Source organism: Lentzea californiensis (assembly GCF_024648825.1).
In the GTDB taxonomy this organism is placed as follows: Bacteria; Actinomycetota; Actinomycetes; order Mycobacteriales; family Pseudonocardiaceae; genus Lentzea; species Lentzea californiensis.
The window spans coordinates 511,410-528,830 of the sequence record NZ_JANBBE010000006.1; the positions used below are offsets into that span (position 1 = coordinate 511,410).

Genomic DNA, 17,421 nt, shown 5'->3' on the forward strand with positions numbered 1-17,421 from the left:
GTGGCACCCCCTTGGCGGGTAGGGAAGGTCGGGTCAGGACATCGAGGCGATGAGGCTGGCGGGCCGCAGGTCCGTCCAGTGCTCCTCGACGTACGCCAGGCAGGCGTCGCGTCCGTCCGGGCCGAAGGTCTGGGTCCAGCCCTCGGGCACGGGGATGCGCTGCGGCCACAGGGAGTGCTGGTTCTCCTCGTTGACCAGCACCAGGTACACGCCGTCGGCGTCCTCGAACGGGTTGGTGGTCATGGCTCGTCTCCTCAGTGGGTTCGGGCGTCGTGCAGGTGCGCGACGCGGTGCAGGGCGGTGAGCAGGCTCGCCGAGTCCGGTGCCGGTCCGGAGCGGTCCACTGAGGACCGCGGGATCGGCATGGCGCCGGCGGACGACCACCGCAGCCGGCCGGTGTCGTCGATGTGACTGCGGGTGTGGCCCGCGTTGTCGGGGTGCAGGCAGTACGGCACGTCGAGCAGGCCGCGCCGGAACGCGGCGAGCAGCGCCTCGCCGGGATCACCCGGCAGTTCGAGCACCGCCTCGACGAGCGCCGTCGCCTCGGCCAGCACGCCGGTGTCTGCGAAGGACTGTTCGGGTTCGGCCTGTGCCGCGGCCTCGGCGGCGCTCTCCAGGGCGTCGACGTTCTCGGCGACGGTGGGGATGCGGTGCGCCTCGGCCACGGTCTTGACGATCAGCCGCTCGGCGCCCGCACGGACGGCCAGCCGCGCGGCGTTGTCGTTCAGCAGCCGCGCCCCGGCCCGTGTGCGGGGGAACACGCCCATGTACGCGTAGACCACGACGTGCCAGTCCACATCGGACAGGAAGCGGGCGGCGAGCACGCGCAGGGCGCGGATCGCCTCGGCGTCCTGGTCCGCGTTGGTCTGCTGGGCGTAGCTCAGCGAGACGCTCCGCACGCCGTGGAAGCGGAAGAACACCGCCTCCAGGACGCTGAGGGCGACCAGCAGTCCCGGCGGGCACAGCTGGCCCATCATGCAGCCGCCGAAGGTCTCCAGGTGGCCGGAGAAGTTCTCGCACGCCTCGGTCCAGTGCTCGACCGAGTCGCGCAGCGGTTTGCGGCTGTAGGGCAGGCAGTACGACACCGGACCGCCCTCGGTCGCGTCCAGCCCGGCCGCCGCCAGCGCGCCGAAGATGGCGCGCGGGTCGGCGGATCCGTGCCGCACCTGCACGGGGAACCCGGTCAGCCCGTCCAGCACGGCCCGCGTGGTGTCCGGGTGGTGCGAGACGATCGGGTAGCCGTTGAGGCGGGCGCCGTCGTGCAACGCCGTCAGCGCCGCCCGGTGGTCGCCGACCCTGGTGTAGCTGTCGACGGTGAGGGTGCCGACCGTGGTGGCGCCGGCACCGCGCACCGCCAGCAGCCCGGCCCGCATCTCCAGCGGAGACGCCATGCCCATGCGGGGCTGCACCACCAGCCTGCCCGCGGCCGCGGCCCGCGCGACCGCGTCCGCGAACCCGGTCATGACGCCGTGCCCGCCGTGCGGCACAACGCGTTCGTCGTGATGAACTCCCGGAACCGCGTGATGGCGGTCTCGTCGTCGAAGACCTCGGCGAAACCCGCTGCCCGCAAAGCATCTGCCTGCACGGGCTCCGGGCCGCCGGTGCCGAGCTTGCCGCCGATGACGACCGGGACGGCCGCGAGGCCGGGCCGGCTCCGCAGCTCGGCGATCGCGCGCGGCCCGTCCTGGTAGCCGTGTCCGTTGACCGTGCTGAGGACGACGAGATCGGGCTGTTCGGCCTCGCACTCGTCGGCGAGCAGCACGGGCGGCACGCACGCGCCGAGGTTGATCACGCGGTGCCCCGCCTCCTCCAGCAGCAGCTGGAGGTAGACGAGGTTCCAGGTGTGCGAGTCCGAGGCGGTTCCGGACAGCAGGACCAGGTTGTTCATCTGAAGTCCTCTGAGGAGACCTCGTCCTTCAGGACGAGGAGGATTGGGACCTTTGCGAAGCAGAGCGGAAACAGCCGTGTCGCCGGGGCGATACGCTGTCCACGACCCGGTCGTACAGGGGCGCACAGTGGCCGGGTAATCTGTGAACGGTGAACGAGCTGGTGAAGCGGGCTTTTCGGTACCGCTTCTATCCGAGCGAGGCGCAGGCGGCGGAGTTGTCGCGCACGTTCGGATGTGTCCGCAAGGTCTACAACTTGGCGTTGCACGCCCGCGCGGAGGCGTGGACGCAGCGTGGGGAACGAGTCGGTTACGAGGCCACGTCGGCGTTGCTGACCGCGTGGAAACGCACCGAGGAGCTGGCGTTTCTGGCCGAGGTGTCGTCGGTGCCGCTGCAGCAGGCGTTGCGGCATCTGCAGGCTGGGTTTACGAACTTCTTCACCAGGCGGGCGCGGTTTCCGCGGTTCAAGTCGCGGAAGAGGTCGCGCGCTTCGGCGGAGTACACGCGTTCGGCGTTCCGCTGGCGTGACGGTGTGCTGACGCTGGCGAAGATGGCCGAGCCGCTGGACATCCGCTGGTCCCGGCCGCTGCCCGAGGGTGTAGCGCCGTCGACGGTGACGGTGTCGCGGGATTCGGCCGGGCGCTGGTTCGTGTCTCTGCTGTGCGAGGACCCCGGCGTGCGCCCGTTGCCCGCCACCGATGCGGTGGTGGGCATCGATGTCGGTCTCGATCACCTGCTGGTTCTCTCGAGCGGGGAGAAGATCGGCAATCCCCGGCACGAGCGCCGCGATCGCACGGCACTGGTCAGGGCCCAGCGGGCGTTGTGCCGTAAGCAGAAGGGCAGCGGCAACCGGGACAAGGCCCGCGTCAAGGTCGCCCGTATCCACGCCCGGATCGCCGATCGGCGTTCCGACTTCCTGCACAAGGTCACTACTCGGCTCGTGCGTGAGACTCAAACGCTCGTGATCGAGGATCTGGCCGTGTCGAACATGGTCGGTAACCATCGCCTGGCTCGTGCGATCAGTAATGCGGGCTGGCGGCAGTTCCGGCAACAACTGCAGTACAAGGCGAACTGGTACGGGCGGGACGTGATCGTCGTGGATCGCTGGTTCCCGTCGTCCAAACTTTGCTCGGTCTGCGGCGCGCTCGCGGCGGGGATGCCGCTGGGCGTGCGCACGTGGACCTGTGCCTGCGGGGCGACCCATGACCGGGACGTGAACGCGGCACGCAACATCCTGGCCGCCGGGCTGGCGGTGACAGTCTGTGGAGCCGGTGTAAGACCTCAACGGAATCCTCCGGGCGGGCAGTCGGTGACGAAGCAGAAAACCCCGCGGCGCGAGCCGTAGGAATCCCCTCGTTCACGAGGGAGAAGAAGTCAAGTCAGGTGAGGCTTTCTCGATGACGGGGTGCGGGGTCGGCGGCGCCGGACCGGCCGGGGAACCAGACGTCCTCGCCGCTCAACGCGGCAGGGGTGTACTTGCCCAGCGCGCTGGTGAGCAGCTGGACCTCGAAGGCGAGGCACTCGACGAGCTTGCGCAGGCCGTGCTCGGGATCGGTGTCCACGGCGGTGAGCGCGGCACGGCCGAGCCCGACGGCGGTGGCCCCGAGCGCGAGCGCCTTGACCGCGCGCCCGCCCTCCCACATGCGGCCGGTGGCCAGCAGGCAGCCGGACGGCGTGCCGATCCGCCGCAGGCACTCGGCCAGCGGCAGCCCGACGTGGTCGAGGAACGCGCGCGGCGCCCACCCGGTGCCACCCTCGGCACCGTCCACGGTGACCGCGTCCGCACCGGCCTCCCACGCGCACGCCGCGGCCTGCGCCACGTCCCGGCCGGGGTGCAGCTTCACCCAGATCCGGGCGCGCGGGAAGTTGTTGCGCATGAACCGGATCTGCTGGCGCAGGATCTCGTCGGTGAACGTGCCCGGGCTGCCCGAACGCAGCACACCGGGACCGGACCACAGGTCGTCGATGGCGAACTGCTCGGACACCCGTGCGGCCGTGGCGCGGTCGAGCACGGTAAGGCCGCCGAGTCCGGGCTTCGCGCCCTGGCCCACCTTGAGCTCGAAGCCCAGCCTCCCGCTGGCGAGCAACGGTTCCGCGGCGGGATCGCTGTAGACGAGGTTCCACACCTCGGCGTCCGCGTCCTCGGTGCTTTGCTGCACCACGACCCCGCCGAGCGACGGGCCGGCCTCGTCGAGGTAGGCGCGGACCCTGGCGAGCATCCCGGTGGTGGCGTCCGGCTCGCGCCGGTACCCGGTGACGGGCACGACGTTCTCGCCGATCACCATCGGGATGCCCAGCGCGCCCGCCTGCCTGCTGGCCGCGACCGACACCTCGGAGCTGCCGATCCGCGTGGAACCGAACGCGGACAGGAACACCGGCAGCGCCGAGGTGAAGCCGCCGACCGCGGTCGTCAGGTCCACATCGGACTGCAGCGGCTCGCGGCCGAGGTCGATCAGCTTCTCCAGCCGCAGCGGCATGAACACCGGCGGCACCAGCCTGGCCGTGTCGAGCTCGTCCGCCGGCTGGGCCTCGCCGGAGGCGTTCTGGCCGAACACCTCGTGGCCGTAGGACTCGACGGGAGGGAACGCCTCCGCCGCACCGGTGCGGGCACGCGCCCGCACCTGTTCCTCGGGGAACCCGCCCGCCCTCACGGTGCCATCTCCCCTGGCACCTTCGGGTACGCGTTGACCTGCCACACCGCGTCCAGCCCGGTGAGGAACCGGGTGAGCCGCTCCAGGCCCATCCCGAACCCGGCGCTGCGCGGCACGCCCTGGCGCATGACGTCGAGGTACCAGCGGTACTTCGCCGGGTTCTCCCCGGTCTCGCGCATCCGCGTGACGATCGTGGCGTAGTCCGACTCGCGTTCGCTGCCGCTGACCAGCTCGCCGTAGCCCTCGGGCGCGAGCAGGTCGAAGTTGCGCAGCCGGCCCGGTTCGGTGGTGCTCTCCCGGTCGTAGAAACCGCGCGAGCCCTTCGGGTAGTCGGTGACGAAGAACGGGCGGTCCTTCTGCCGCGACAGCAGTTCCTCGCCGGTCCAGGCGATCTCGGCGTCCGGGCTCTGCGGGTGGCCGAGCAGGTGCAGCTCGTCGACCGCCTCGCGGTGGCTGAGCACGCCGAACGGCCCGGACAGCAGCCAGGCGAACGCCAGCGGGTCGCGCTCGAGGAGCTCGAACTGCTCGGGTACCGCGGTCAGCGCGTGCCGCACGACGTAGGTCAGCAGCCGTTCCGCCACGCCCATCGCGTCGGCGCGGGTGCCGTTCGCGATCTCCACGTCGATCTGGTGGAACTCCGCGAGGTGGCGCTGGGTGTTGCAGGTCTCGACCGGTTCGGCGCGGACGTTGGGCGCGATGTAGAACAGCTTCTCGAACGTCAGCAGCGACGCCTGCTTGTAGAGGATGCCGCTGCTCATGACCTTGTACTTGTGGCCGTAGTAGTCGACGTCGACCTGCTTGGAACCGCGTGCTCCGGGATCGGTCACCGGGCCGATCACCGGCGGCAGCATCTCGACGAAACCCTCACCGCGCAGGAAGGCCCTGGCGGCGCCGAGCACCTCCTGCTGGATCAGCATCGCGGCCCTGGTGACGTCCGAGTTCAGGTGCTCGGCCAGTGGCGGCGGACGCCGGTCGGCGGCGGGCTCGATCACGACACTCGTTGCGTGCTCCATGTTTTTCTTCCCCACCCTTGGGTTTTCGTGATCGGGACGGTCAGAGGCCGGACGCGGGGACGATCACGCGCCGCCAGCCGCCGGGGTCGGGCAGGACGCCGCGCTGGGTGTCGACCAGCGCCTGGCGCAGCTCGCGGGTCACCGGTCCGGCGGTGCCGTCGCCGATCACCCAGTCGCCGTCGCGGTCGCGCACGGTGCCGACCGGGGTCACCACGGCCGCCGTGCCGCAGGCGAAGACCTCCGTGATCAGGCCCGCCGCGCACTCCTCGCGCCACTGGTCCACCGAGATCCGCTCCTCGCGGACGGTGTGACCGATCCGGTCCGCCAGCACGAGCAGCGACTCGCGGGTGACGCCGGGCAGCAGCGTGCCGGTCAGCCCGGGCGTGACGACCTCGGTGCCGGAACCGGTGCGGCGCACGAAGAACAGGTTCATGCCGCCCATCTCCTCGACCCACCGGTGCTCGGCGGCGTCGAGCCACACGACCTGCTGGCACCCCGCTTGGCGGGCGAGGTTCTGCGCGACGAACGACGGGCCGTAGTTCGCGGCGCACTTGACGTCGCCGGTGCCGCCCATCACGGCGCGGCTGTGCTCGCGGCTGATGAGCACCGAGACCGGTTCGAGGGCCTTGTCGCCGAAGAAGCCGCCGGCGACGAACGCCATCAGCAGGAACCGGTACTCGTCGGACGGGCGCAGCATCAGGTTCGGGTCCGTCGCGAACATCAGCGGCCGCAGGTAGAGGCTGATCGACGGGTCGTCGGGCAGTCCGGCGCCGTCGAGCAGCACCAGGTCGTCGATCGCGGTCAGGAAGTCCTCGACCGGCAGCTCCGGCATCGCGAGCCGGCGAGCGGAGCTCTGGAACCGCAGCGCGTTGCGGTCCGGGCGGAACACCGACACCGAGCCGTCGGGGCCGCGGTGGGCCTTGAGTCCCTCGAAGATCACCTGGGCGTAGTGCAGGCCGATCGTCGCCGGGTGCAGCGGGAGCGGCTCCAGCGGGCCGACGCGGCGGTCGTGCCAGCCGTCGACGGCGTTCCAGGAGAGGCTGACCATGTGGTCGGTGAAAGCGTCGCCGTGGCCAGGGTTGCTGGTGGCGGGCGAGCTGAGCTGCGTGGTCATCAGGAGTTCCTTTCGTCCGGGATCCGCAGGTCCCGCACGTGTGGGCGGGAAAGGGCGTAGAGGAGCAGCGCGATGAAGCCGCCGGCGAACAGCAGTGCGGCGGTACCGAGGCCCAGGAGCTGGGCGAGGAGGCCGAAACCGACCATGGTGAGAGGCATCAGCGCGTCGTCGGTGAGCGAGAGCACGGAGCCGACCCGGCCGATGTACTCCTCGTCGACGGTCGCCTGGAAGGCGCCGGACAGCATCGGTGAGGCCAGTCCGGCGACGACACCGACCACGACCATCCCGCCGAGCGTCGCCGCGTAACCGGCGTTGCCGACGAGGGCGAGTGACGCGGCCTGACCGAACAACAGCAGCACGGCGGCGCGCAGCGGTCGTTCCGGGCGCCACTTCAGGACGATGAGGGTGCCGATCGCGGCACCGCCGCCCATCGCGGCGGTCAGCCAGCCCAGGCCGACCCCGCCCCAGCCGCTGCCCACGGCGTGCAGTGCGAGCCCGACCGCGACCACCGGGCTGACGAAGACGTTGAGGCCGGACAACGTGATCACGAGGTCGCGGACCTTCGGGGTCAGCCTCAGGTAGTTGAGCCCGTCGCGGATGTCGGTGCGGACCGTGTTCCCGGTCGACCGCGCCAGCGGCCACCGCGGCCGGACCGCGACGAGCACCACGAGGACCACCGCGAACGAGATGAGGTCGAGCAGCATCGCGCCGCCCAGTCCCCACGCCACGAGCACGAGACCGCCCAGCGGTGCGCCGACGACGCCGGCCAGCCGGTCGAGCAGCTGCCGCAACGCCGACAGCCTGACCAGTTCGCTCCTGCGCACCAGTTGCCGGGGGAACGCGCCGGACGCGGGTCCGTAGAACGCGTCCGCCACACCGAACAGCAGGCCCACGACCATGAGCAGGCCCGCGGACACCCCGGTCGCGGCGAGCGCCAGCAGTGCTCCCGCCAGCACGACGATCCGCGCCAGGTCCGCGCCGATCATCATGCGGCGGGCGTCGAAGCGGTCGGTGAGCGCGCCGCCGAGGATCGTCAGCAGAGCGCGCGGGATGGTGGCACAGGCCAGGACCAGGCCGGCCAGTGCGGCGTTGCCGAGCTGGGCGGCGGTGAACGCGAGGGCGACGTACCAGATCTCGTCGCCGACCGCCGAGACGCCGGTGGCGAACGCCCAGCCCAACGCCCGGCGGTCACGCCACAGCGAGCGCGGGGCCTCGGCCTTCACGCCGGGGTCGTCCACCTCGGGCACCGCGGTCACCGGAGGATCCCGGCGGGGACTGTCGGTCGATGATCGCTGGCGGACATCATTTCCTCCGAGACGGTTTTCCTGGGCTGCCGTGGCTGGACAGGCACCAATCTCGGATATCGCGCTATCCCGGCGGCATCTCAGAGCAATCCGCTCGGACAAATCGCATGGAACCTCGTCGGCCGACGCGAGCGGAACGCTCTGAGCTGCTCTTACATCGCTAACCATCACCCGTCGAACAAAGCTGCCGGTCGCGATAGCGCCGGGATTGCCGACGAGATAGGGGCGGGAATGCCGCAGCCAATAGCGTTTTGGACATCAGCCGGAAATAGCCGCTGAAAACTCGTACCGAACACCTGAGGAGAATCTCATGACGCACGCCGCGTTCACCCGGATCGCCACCGCCGTCGCCGGTGCCGCCCTCGTGTTCGGTCTGGGTGCCGCGATCGTGGGCACGGACGTGCCGGCCGCCCCCTCGCACGTCGCGGCGGAGAGCAACCCGTGGAACTCGGTGCAGGACGACAGCAACCCGTGGAACGGCGCGCCGGCCGACAGCAACCCCTGGAACGGTGTGCCCGCCGACAGCAACCCCTGGAACGGTGTGCCCGCCGACAGCAACCCCTGGAACTAAGGCTCCGTCCTCGACACCTAACGCCCTGCCGTCAGAACGGTGAGCGCCTCCTCGGCCGCCACCCGCTCCCGCTCCATCCCCCGGTCTCCGAAGATCTGCACCGCGTGCAGCACGAGCTCCGACGCCCGGTTCGAGTCTCCGAGGCGAGCGAGCACCGGCGCCAGGTCCACCCGGATCGCCGCGGCGCCGACGAGGTCCATGATCCGTTCCCGCGCCGCCAGTGCCTGCTCCAGGTACGCCCGCGCCTCGCGGTCCCGGCCGAGTCTCGCGTTCACCTCACCGAGGTTGCGCAGCAGGTGCCCTTCCCCGATCACGTCGCGGCTCTCCCGCACCATGCCGAGCACCCGCGTGAACGTGACGAGCGCGTCGTGGTCCCTGCCCGCCCGCACCTGCACCTGGCCGATCCGCCGCAGCGCGTGCGGGATCCCGTTGCGGTAGCCCGCTCCCTCGAAGATCATGATCGCTTCGAGCAGCTGTGCCGTGGCCTCGTCCGTCCGGCCGCGCCGGCACAGGACGTCCGTCTGGTGCGTCAGCACGATGCCCCTGCCGACGAGGTCCTTCGCCCGGTCCAGGTCGCGCATCGCGTCCGCGTAGAGGACGAGCGCCTCGTCGTCGTCACCCGCCCACCGCGCGAGCAACCCGAGGTCGCGGCGGCAGAGCGCGAGTCCGCGCGGGTCGTCCAGTTCCTGGAACGTCGCCAGTGCCGTCGTCAGCGCCTCGTGCGCGCGGGCGGTCTGGCCGCGGTTGATGTGCAACGTGCCCAGTGAGCTCAGCACCGCCGCCGTGCCGCGGGCGTTCCCGGCGGCACGGGTGGCCTGCAACGCCTTCTCGTGCGTCTTCTCCCAGTCGTCCAGGTAGCCGTGCGACTCGAACAGCGTCGCGGCCGTGACGGCCAGGTCCCAGCAGGCCTCGTCGAACCCGGCGTCGGCGGCCTGGGAGATCGCCGCGCACAGGTTGGCCTGCTCGCCGTCCAGCCACTCCAGCGGGTCGGCGGCCACCTGCTGGACGGACGTCGACGGCGGCAGCCACCGCATCGAGGTGCCGTGCAGCACCGCGTAGTCGCCACCGTAGATGGAGCGGTGGGCCTGCTCCGCCAAAGCCAGCCATCCGCCGAGGAGACGTTCCACCGCACGCCGCCGCATGTCCGGCGACACCTCGGCGTGGAGCTTCTCGAGGGCGAACAGCCGCACGATGTCCTGGTAGCGGTAGCGGAACTCGCCGGTGCGCTCGACCGTGGTCACGTCCAGCATCTGCACGTCCACCAACGGTTCCAGCAGATCCGACGGGTAGCGGGAGTCGTCGTCGAGCACCGCGCCCGCGACCCAGCCGGGCAGTTCCGGGCCCTCCGCGAGGCCGAGCAGGCCGAACAGCGCCGCCGAACGCCGGTCCATTCCGTTGTGAGTCAGGGAAAGACTCGCCCGGATGGTCATCTCGCCGTGCGCCAGCTCGTCGAGCCGGTGCCGTTCGCTGGCCAGCCGGTGCACCATCGACGCGAGCGACCAGTGCGGCCGCGCCGCCAGCCGTGCCGCGATGATCCGCAACGCCAGCGGCAACCCGCCGACGGTCCGCACGAGTGCCGCGGCGGCCTCGGACTCCCGCGCCACCCGTTCGCCGCCGATCACCCGGCCAAGCAGGTCGAGCGACTGCGCCGCGTCGAACACCTCGACCTCGACCTGACGCGCACCCGGCACGCCGGTGAGCCGCGACCGGCTGGTCACCAGCACGGCGCACGTGTTGCTGCCGGGCAGCAGCGGGATCACCTGGCTCTCGGCGGACGCGTCGTCCAGCACCACGAGGGTGCGCCGTTCGGCCATCAACGTCCGGTACATCTCGACGCGCTCGTCCAGGCCCATCGGGATGACCGTGCCGGGAATGCCCAGCGCCAGCAGGAACCGGCCCAGCACGTCGGCCGCGGCGGTCGGTTCCTCACGGGTGCCGCGCAGGTCGCAGTACAGCTGGCCGTCGGGGAACCGGTCGGCGACCCGGTGGCCGATGTGGGCGGCGACGGTCGTCTTGCCGCTGCCCGGTCTGCCGATGACCACCACCACGCCCACGGCTCTTCGGTCACCGCCGACGAGCACGGCCTCGGCGGTGCGGATCAGGGCCTCGTTGCCGACGAAGTCCGCGGTGTCGGCGGGCAGCTGGCGCGGCCGTTCGAAACTCGGCGCGGGCGGAGGAACGGGCGGGCCCGGCTCCGGCCGGCCGCCGATGGTGTCCCCGGCGAGGATCGCGGACTCCAGCAACCGCAACCGTTCTCCCGGTTCCAGGCCCAGTTCCTCGACCAGCAGGTGCCGGCCCGTCCGGAACACCTCCAGCGCCTCGCCGGGCCTGCCCGCGCGGTGCAGCGCGAGCATCAGCACCGCCCGCATCCGTTCGCGCATCGGGTGTTCCTGGACGAGGCGGGCGACCTCACCGACGATCTGGTGGTGGCGGCCGAGTTCGAGCTCCAGTTCGAGGTAGTCCTCGGTCGCGGTCAGCAGGTCCTCGTCCAGCCGCAACGCGCGGGCGCGCAACGCCGGGTTCGGCAGCCCGCTCAGACAAGGACCGCGCCACAACGCCACGGCAGACCGCAGCAGGCTCGCCGCCTCGGCCGCGCGCCCCTCCTTGACCAGCACCCTGGCCTCGGCGAGCTTGCCGGCGAAGACGTGCATGTCGAGCGTGTTGCCGCCCAAGAGCAACTGGTAGCCGGGCATCCGCGTGACGATCGGCAGGTCGACACCCGCGTCGGCCAGCTTCTTGCGCAACCGCGACACGCAGATCTGCACCTGGGTGCGCGCGGTGTCCGGGGGGAGCTGGTTCCACAGCGTGTCCACGATCTGGTCCGTGCTGACGACCTGGTTGGCCTCCATCAGCAGCAGCGCGAGCACGACCTGCTGGCGGCCCGGCGTCACCCACACCGGCCCTGCGGGCCCCTCGACCTCGATCGGCCCGAGGATCCGCAACACCGAATCCCCAGACCTGCGCAGCACCGCACTCACGTCCGCCGCCCCTCCTCGTGTTCCCCCAGCGACCGACTTCTTCAATGTATGCAACCCGGGATGTACTTGTATATCCGGCGGATGCTCGATCATCCCGCCATCCGGGAGGATTTCCACAGCGATGAGCGCCGGGAAAGCGCCGTGATAGGCCTGGGTTATCGGCAGATGAAACTCTGGGCATTGCATTCTGAGCGGCCCGAAGGAGTTCGCCATGACGGGAGACGGCCGACGCACGCCCCCCAGCGCGGCGACGCTGGCCGCAGGCGTCGACCACGTCCGGTTGTCCTACCTGTACCTGGACGAGGGCGACCTGGACGCCTACGCGTCACTGCTGCACGAGGACATGCAGGTGCGCACACCCGACGCACCGGCCTGCCACGGCCGCGCGGCCGCGTTGCACCTCGCACGCACCACCACAGGCACCCACGAACTGTTCAAGGTGATCGGCGACGGGCATTGCGTGGTGGCCGTCGGCCATTACTCGCCACCGGGTACCGGGCAACGCTTCGAACCCCGCGAATTCGATTTCGCCGACTTCTTCACGCTGTCCGACGACTCGTTGCTGCTGAGCCGGCGGCGGTTCTACTACCTGCCGCCTCCAGCGTGACCCCGGTCGATACCGTGCGTGCGTGATCAAGCCTCCGGCACGCCCGCTGGTCTTCCTGGACGTCGACGGAACCCTGCTGCCCCACGGCGGGGTACAGCTGCCGTCCACCCTCGAACACTGGGCCGAGTGGCAACTCCCGTCCAACCCGCACCTGGCCGCACTCGCTCCGGAACACGGCACGCGACTGCTGGCGCTGGGCTGCGACCTGATGTGGGCCACCGCGTGGATGCACGACGCCAACGCGGTGATCGCCCCGCTCCTCGGCCTGCCGCAGTTGCCGGTGGCCGACCTTCCTGACGCGCCGCTGGAGGACGAGGCAGGCGTGCTGCACTGGAAGACGCGGGCGTTGGTCGAGATCGCGGCCGGCCGCCCGTTCGTGTGGGTCGACGACGAGATCAGCGATCTCGACCGCGTCTGGGTGGCGGAACGGCACCGCGAAGGGGCCCTGCTCCTCCGCGTCGACTCCGCGACCGGCGTCACCGACGCCGACTTCGTGAGGCTCGAAGCGTGGCTGCACGACAGTCCTTGATGGACTGGCTGCGGACCAGCGGCGGTGGACCCACCGGAAATCCGGCGCGACCACGCTGCGCCGTCTGCGATACTTCCCGCTGTGAACAGGGGGAACGGCCATCCGGGAGTGCATTTCCTGCTCTCGCTGATCGACCAGGACGACGCGGCCGCGGTGCGGCGGCGGCTCGGCGTCGGCGAGCCGGAGGAGCTCGCCGTCGAGCACGCGGCGCTGTCGCTGGATCGGCTGCCGCGGCCCCGCTCGGTGCTGCTGTGGATGCTCCAGGAGGACGATCCCGCGACGAACCGGGTGCTGTTCAACCACTCCGGCACCCCCGGCACGATCAAGCGCGACATCCTGCGCGGTGTGCCGTTCGGGGGCACCGGGGGACGCCTGCACGTGCTCGTGCACGGCCAGGCTCCCGAGATCCCGGTCGGCCCGCACGGAGTGGTCGGCGACCTGCGCGAGGCGCGGACGATGGAGACGGCCCGGATCGCGGCGCGGACTGTGGGCGCCGACGACTGGGCCGAGGTCGCCGCGGCGGACCGGGCGGAGCCGTTGCCCGGTTATGCGCGGTGGGCGTTGACCGAACGGGTCGACTGTCCGCCGGCGGTGCGCGCGCAGTTCGGGTCGCACGCCAAGTTCACGCACCGGATGCGGCTGGCGGGCATCGTCGAGCCGGCGGAGTACGTCGAACTGACCAGACCTCCGCACGAGGTGCTCGAGGTGCTGCGTCTCGGCGAGGTGCTGTTCCCGCGCCGGGCACGGGAGGCCGCCGCGGTGCTGGCGCCGTTGGTGCACGCCGAGGTCGGCGTGAATCCGGACGCCTGGGCGGTGCTGGCGCGGTTGCTGCCGACGTTCGCGGGGACGGTGCCGGAACTGGTGAGGACCAGCGGCGCCATCGCGCACGTCTGAGGGTGACGGGCGGCTGGATTCGAACCAGCGTGCCCCGACCGTGCAAGTTGGTGCGCCTGCCTCTGCGCTACGACCCGTCGGCACGGATCCTACTGGTGGGGAAATGGATTACCGGAAACGGACACCGGTCGTCGACCTGACGGACCGGCGAGCGCTGGTGGACTGGCGGCCCGCGGCGGCGGAGGTGATCGCCGAGGCCGAGCGGCTCAAGGAGGCCGCGCTGCTCGACTTCGGGCTCACCGAGTCCGCGGTCGCGTCGTGGCTGTTCTCCAAGTGCCCCCACCAGATCGCCACGACGGCGATCGGGACGGCGGCGGTCGTCGCGTCCGGCGACGGCACCTGCCTGCTGCTGTTCAACCCTGGCTTCTTCGTCGGCATCGGACTAGACGGCGTCAAGTTCGTGCTGTTCCACGAGGCCCGGCACCTGGTGCACCGGCACCTGTTCGTCGAGCAGGAGCTGCGCGACGACCCGGTGTTCACGCTCGCCGCCGAGGTGGTGATCAACCACGTCGCACAGGTGCGGCTGGACAGGGATCTGCCGGTGCTGGACGGGAAGCCGATCGGCATCGATCCGGTGGAGGTCCACGCGAAGTACGTGGAGGACCTGACCGACCAGGGACTCGTTCCCTTGGCGTATGACGACTTCATCGTCATCGACACGACCGTCTACTCCGAGCTCAAGCGGATGAGGAACCCTCCTGTGCCCGCGCCGCTGTGCGTCCACGTGACCCACGAGGTCCCGCTGGACCAGGCGACGGTCGACGCGGTCGCGTCCTCGGCGCTGCTGAACTCCCTGCTGGCGGCACGCCGCGGCCACGGCGGCGCCGAGTCCGAGCTGCTCGACCTCATGGGCCGCACCGAGGACGGCGCGGCCGGGGTCTGGGGCCGCCTCGGCGCGGGCGTGCTGCGCGGCACGACGTCGCGGACCGGCCAGGTCGACTGGTGGCAGCGGTGGCTCGTGGACGTGCTCGGGTCGAAGCTGCGCGAGGGCGAACGGCTGGTGTACCCGAAGAAGCGCGGTGCGGTGCTGACCGTGCTCGGGCACGACCCGGTGCTGTCGCGGCGCGGACCGGTGCGGGACAAGGTGCTGGTCATCGCCTACGACACGTCGGGGTCGATGCCGCCGGGCGTCGTGACGTGGATGACCGAGCTGGTCGGCGGGATCGACGGCGTGCAGGCGCACTGGCTGGCCTTCGACGGCGTGGTGATGCCGTTCCGTCCGGGCGAGCCCGTGCGCGGCGGTGGCGGCACCAGCTTCCAGGCCGTCGTCGACCACGTCGAGGGACGCTCCACCGTGGACGGTCAGTACTTCGAGGAGCGCCCGGACGCGGTCATCATGCTCACCGACGGCTTCGCCCCGCCCGTCACGCCCGCCGAGCCGGACAAGTGGATCTGGCTGATCACCGAGGGCGGCGACGACTGGCCCGACCACCACACACCACCGATGGCCTGCCACCGCGTGCGGCCCGTGACCGGAAGAAGCCGATGACCACCGCGAGGACCACCACCAGGCCGAAGCTGGCCGCGTTCATCGACGCGATGATCGACATCGGGCAGACCGGGCAGATCTTCGGCTCGCACGGCATCGGCAAGACCGCGACGTTCTTCTCGCACATCGCCGAGGCGTACCCGGACACCGAGCTGGTGTTCGTGCCGGCGGCCAACCTCACGCCGGACGACCTGCTGGTCAACGCGCCGGTGCGCGAGGACGGCGAGCTCGTGCTGCGCCAGCTCGTGATGAGCCAGCTGCGGCCCGGCAAGAAGTTCGTGCTGCTCATCGACGACTCGCTGCAGGCGGGCGAGACGATCCAGTCGCAGCTCATGCAGGTCGCGTGCAACTGGACGCTGGGCGAGTACGACCTGCGCGAGCTCGGCTGCGTCGGCGTGTTCCTGACCGACAACGAGTCGCTCGCCGAGACCTCGGCGCGGCGCAGCGACCTCGCGATCCTCGACCGCATGGTGACCGTGCGGATGACCGCGAACGACACGGCGTGGCGCACCACTCTCGCGGCGCGATACCGGGAGTGGGACCTCGGCGCGTTCTTCGGCGTGTGGAACTCGCTCGGCCACGAGCTGCGGGAGTCGTTGTCACCACGCACGATGGAGCACGTCCTGGCCAACGCGCGCGAGGGCTTCCCGTTGCGCTGGGCACTTCCGCTGGTCAACGGCGAGCGGCTACGACTGCAGGACAAGCACGGCGACCGCACGCCGGAGATCCTCGACAGGCTCGCGAACGCACTCGGTGTGCGCAATCCCGCCACCATTCCGGATCCGGTGCGGCAGGTGCTCAAAGCCGCGCTGCGCAACCGCTGGAGCGTGCTGCTGCAGGGACCTCCCGGCTGCGGCAAGACCGAGCTGGTGCGCGAGACGATCCGTACCGAACTGGGCCGCGACCCGCTGTACTTCTCGTTGCCGGTGACCAACGTGGAGGACCTCTGCGCGCCGCTGCCGACGTCCGACGGCACGCTGGAGAACCTGTTGGCGCGCCCGTTCACCGGCCGTGAGCCGAAGGCGATCGTGTGGGACGAGTACAACCGCCCCAAGGACAAGGCCGCGTTCGCCCGCCTCATGGAGATCACGCAGGAGTGGTCGCTGGCCGGGCAGCGGATCGAAAACCTGCGTGCCCAGGTGGCGATCCAGAACCCGCCGTACCACCTGGGCCGCAAGCTCCTGGTGGCACGCAACAACATCGCGCAGGCGACGCGCTTCACCGCGTCGCTCGTGGTCGACCCGTCCGACATCCCGGCGAACGAGTGGCTGATCCGCAAGTACGGCGGGGTGGCCGAGACGGTGCTGGAGTGGTGGAAGCACGACATCGACGACGAGGGCCGGGAGTGGATCACCAAGCGCACCATCGAGCGGCTCGTCAAGCTGCACGAACGCGGTCTGCCGCTCGAACTGGCCACGATCTACCTCGGTGACGGCGAGTACGCGCCCGTTCCGCTGACCGCGCTGCTCGATCGGCTGACGGGCAGGCAGGTCACCGGTCTCGGCGAGATCGCGCGGCAGGTGCACCTGTGGGAGGAGCGGCTGCGCGCCGAGTCGGCGTCGGCCGAGGGCGGCGACCACGGCGACGTCGTGCACCAGGTGCTGGCCAACGCGGAGCTGTCCCAGTTGCGCCGGCACCGCAAGGTGATCACGCGGCTGGTCGCGCTGCTGCCGCCGAAGCTGCGGGCCACCTACCTCGTCGGAGCGGCGGAGGACCGGCAGCGGTTCTGGATCGAGGTCTTCGCCCGGACACCGCGCTAGTGCCCTACGCCGGAAGTCCGCCGCTGAAGTCCCTGCCGTTTGTGCCGCACGCGGGGCGCTTTCGTGCGCGTGGAGCGCACGAAAGCGCCCCGCGTGCAGTTGATGACGGCGTGGCTGAGGCCCCGCGACGTTGATGAGGGGAGCTTTCCCAAACCTGAGGTTGATGAAAGCTCCCCTCATCAACCTTCATACTTTGATGACGAATTTCCGGCGCAGGACACTAGTCAAGTGGCTCAGAACGTTGCCCGGCGAAGTTCTGAGCACGCCACTAGTAGTGCTTTGTTAGATGTGGCTGACCTGGGTTGTTGGTGTGGTTGTTCGGGTCTGGACGGGTTGTCGGCAGGTGTGGCAGACGCCTGTCCAGACCGCGAGTAAGGCTTGGAGTTCGCGCAGGACCGCGTAGAGCGTCAGGCATGCGCAGGGGCTTTTGGGGTGCGGCGGAGCTGGGTGCAGATGGCTTGAGCGACGGCGGCGAGGGTGACGTGGCGGTGCCATCCGAGCCAGGCGCGGCCTTCGAAGTGGTCGAGGCCGAGGCCGTCTTTGAGTTCGCGGTAGTCGTGCTCGATGCGCCAGCGGATCTTGGCCAGCCGCACCAGATCCCGCAGCCGGATGTCCGCCGGCAGGG

The 17,421-nt window shown here is 70.6% G+C and carries 16 protein-coding genes and 1 tRNA gene; 7 read left to right on the top strand and 10 right to left on the bottom strand.

The features are described from left to right. Positions 1-33 precede the first annotated feature (33 nt). Genes LX88_RS24465 through LX88_RS24475 form a run of 3 tightly spaced genes read right to left on the bottom strand, consistent with a single transcriptional unit; the run spans position 34 to position 1,888 of the window. Complete coding sequence (locus LX88_RS24465) at positions 34-243, bottom strand: MbtH family protein (RefSeq protein WP_090064150.1); 210 nt, start codon at positions 241-243, stop codon at positions 34-36. Positions 244-254: 11 nt separating this feature from the next. Then, the gene (locus tag LX88_RS24470) at positions 255-1,463 is read right to left on the bottom strand and encodes a methylaspartate mutase (RefSeq protein ID WP_258950142.1); all 1,209 of its coding nucleotides are present in this window, start codon (positions 1,461-1,463) and stop codon (positions 255-257) included. After that, positions 1,460-1,888, bottom strand: a complete 429-nt coding sequence (locus tag LX88_RS24475) for a cobalamin B12-binding domain-containing protein (protein WP_258950143.1) — start codon at positions 1,886-1,888, stop codon at positions 1,460-1,462. Before LX88_RS24475 ends, LX88_RS24470 begins: the two co-directional genes overlap by 4 nt. 161 nt (positions 1,889-2,049) lie before the next feature. On the opposite strand from LX88_RS24475, the gene LX88_RS24480 reads away from it, so the two are divergent. Next, a complete protein-coding gene (locus LX88_RS24480) occupies positions 2,050-3,231 on the top strand; it encodes an RNA-guided endonuclease InsQ/TnpB family protein (protein WP_258950170.1) in 1,182 nt (393 codons plus the stop codon). Between the two features lie 34 nt (positions 3,232-3,265). Here the strand turns inward: LX88_RS24480 and LX88_RS24485 are convergent, their stop codons facing one another. The 4 genes from LX88_RS24485 to LX88_RS24500 are packed head-to-tail and all read right to left on the bottom strand — an operon-like array spanning position 3,266 to position 7,920. Continuing rightward, the gene (locus LX88_RS24485; protein ID WP_258950144.1) at positions 3,266-4,537 is read right to left on the bottom strand and encodes a glutamate synthase-related protein; all 1,272 of its coding nucleotides are present in this window, start codon (positions 4,535-4,537) and stop codon (positions 3,266-3,268) included. Further along, positions 4,534-5,550 (bottom strand): asparagine synthetase A, encoded by a 1,017-nt coding sequence (locus tag LX88_RS24490; RefSeq protein ID WP_090064147.1) that lies wholly within the window; start codon positions 5,548-5,550, stop codon positions 4,534-4,536. Before LX88_RS24490 ends, LX88_RS24485 begins: the two co-directional genes overlap by 4 nt. A gap of 40 nt (positions 5,551-5,590) precedes the next feature. Continuing rightward, positions 5,591-6,664, bottom strand: coding sequence for a branched-chain amino acid aminotransferase (locus LX88_RS24495; RefSeq protein ID WP_258950145.1), 1,074 nt, complete (start codon positions 6,662-6,664; stop codon positions 5,591-5,593). After that, on the bottom strand, positions 6,664-7,920 hold the full coding sequence (locus tag LX88_RS24500) for an MFS transporter (RefSeq protein WP_258950146.1): 1,257 nt from the start codon (positions 7,918-7,920) through the stop codon (positions 6,664-6,666). Before LX88_RS24500 ends, LX88_RS24495 begins: the two co-directional genes overlap by 1 nt. Before the next feature lie 358 nt (positions 7,921-8,278). Between LX88_RS24500 and LX88_RS24505 the strand changes: the two genes are divergently transcribed. Then, positions 8,279-8,539: a hypothetical protein gene (locus LX88_RS24505; RefSeq protein ID WP_258950147.1), complete on the top strand. Its 261-nt coding sequence runs from the start codon at positions 8,279-8,281 to the stop codon at positions 8,537-8,539. A 17-nt stretch (positions 8,540-8,556) separates the two neighbouring features. Here the strand turns inward: LX88_RS24505 and LX88_RS24510 are convergent, their stop codons facing one another. Beyond that, the gene (locus tag LX88_RS24510) at positions 8,557-11,517 is read right to left on the bottom strand and encodes an AfsR/SARP family transcriptional regulator (RefSeq protein WP_258950148.1); all 2,961 of its coding nucleotides are present in this window, start codon (positions 11,515-11,517) and stop codon (positions 8,557-8,559) included. A 211-nt stretch (positions 11,518-11,728) separates the two neighbouring features. On the opposite strand from LX88_RS24510, the gene LX88_RS24515 reads away from it, so the two are divergent. The 3 genes from LX88_RS24515 to LX88_RS24525 all read left to right on the top strand — a co-directional run bounded on the left by LX88_RS24515 (position 11,729) and on the right by LX88_RS24525 (position 13,547). Beyond that, on the top strand, positions 11,729-12,124 hold the full coding sequence (locus LX88_RS24515) for a nuclear transport factor 2 family protein (RefSeq protein ID WP_258950149.1): 396 nt from the start codon (positions 11,729-11,731) through the stop codon (positions 12,122-12,124). Positions 12,125-12,146: 22 nt separating this feature from the next. Continuing rightward, complete coding sequence (locus LX88_RS24520) at positions 12,147-12,653, top strand: HAD domain-containing protein (protein WP_258950150.1); 507 nt, start codon at positions 12,147-12,149, stop codon at positions 12,651-12,653. Positions 12,654-12,734: 81 nt separating this feature from the next. After that, positions 12,735-13,547 carry a hypothetical protein gene (locus LX88_RS24525; protein ID WP_258950151.1) on the top strand — a complete coding sequence of 271 codons (813 nt, stop codon included), beginning with the start codon at positions 12,735-12,737 and terminating at the stop codon, positions 13,545-13,547. A gap of 3 nt (positions 13,548-13,550) precedes the next feature. Here LX88_RS24525 and LX88_RS24530 read toward each other — a convergent pair. Further along, positions 13,551-13,626: transfer RNA gene (locus LX88_RS24530), tRNA-OTHER, on the bottom strand. A 24-nt stretch (positions 13,627-13,650) separates the two neighbouring features. Here LX88_RS24530 and LX88_RS24535 point away from each other — a divergent pair. Beyond that, positions 13,651-15,036 (top strand): vWA domain-containing protein, encoded by a 1,386-nt coding sequence (locus LX88_RS24535; protein WP_258950152.1) that lies wholly within the window; start codon positions 13,651-13,653, stop codon positions 15,034-15,036. Beyond that, positions 15,033-16,796 carry an AAA family ATPase gene (locus LX88_RS24540; protein WP_258950153.1) on the top strand — a complete coding sequence of 588 codons (1,764 nt, stop codon included), beginning with the start codon at positions 15,033-15,035 and terminating at the stop codon, positions 16,794-16,796. The genes LX88_RS24535 and LX88_RS24540 overlap by 4 nt, the downstream gene beginning before the upstream one ends. A gap of 407 nt (positions 16,797-17,203) precedes the next feature. Here the strand turns inward: LX88_RS24540 and LX88_RS24545 are convergent. Continuing rightward, positions 17,204-17,421: transposase (locus LX88_RS24545; RefSeq protein WP_307790909.1), on the bottom strand; the 218-nt coding region annotated here is incomplete at its 5' end.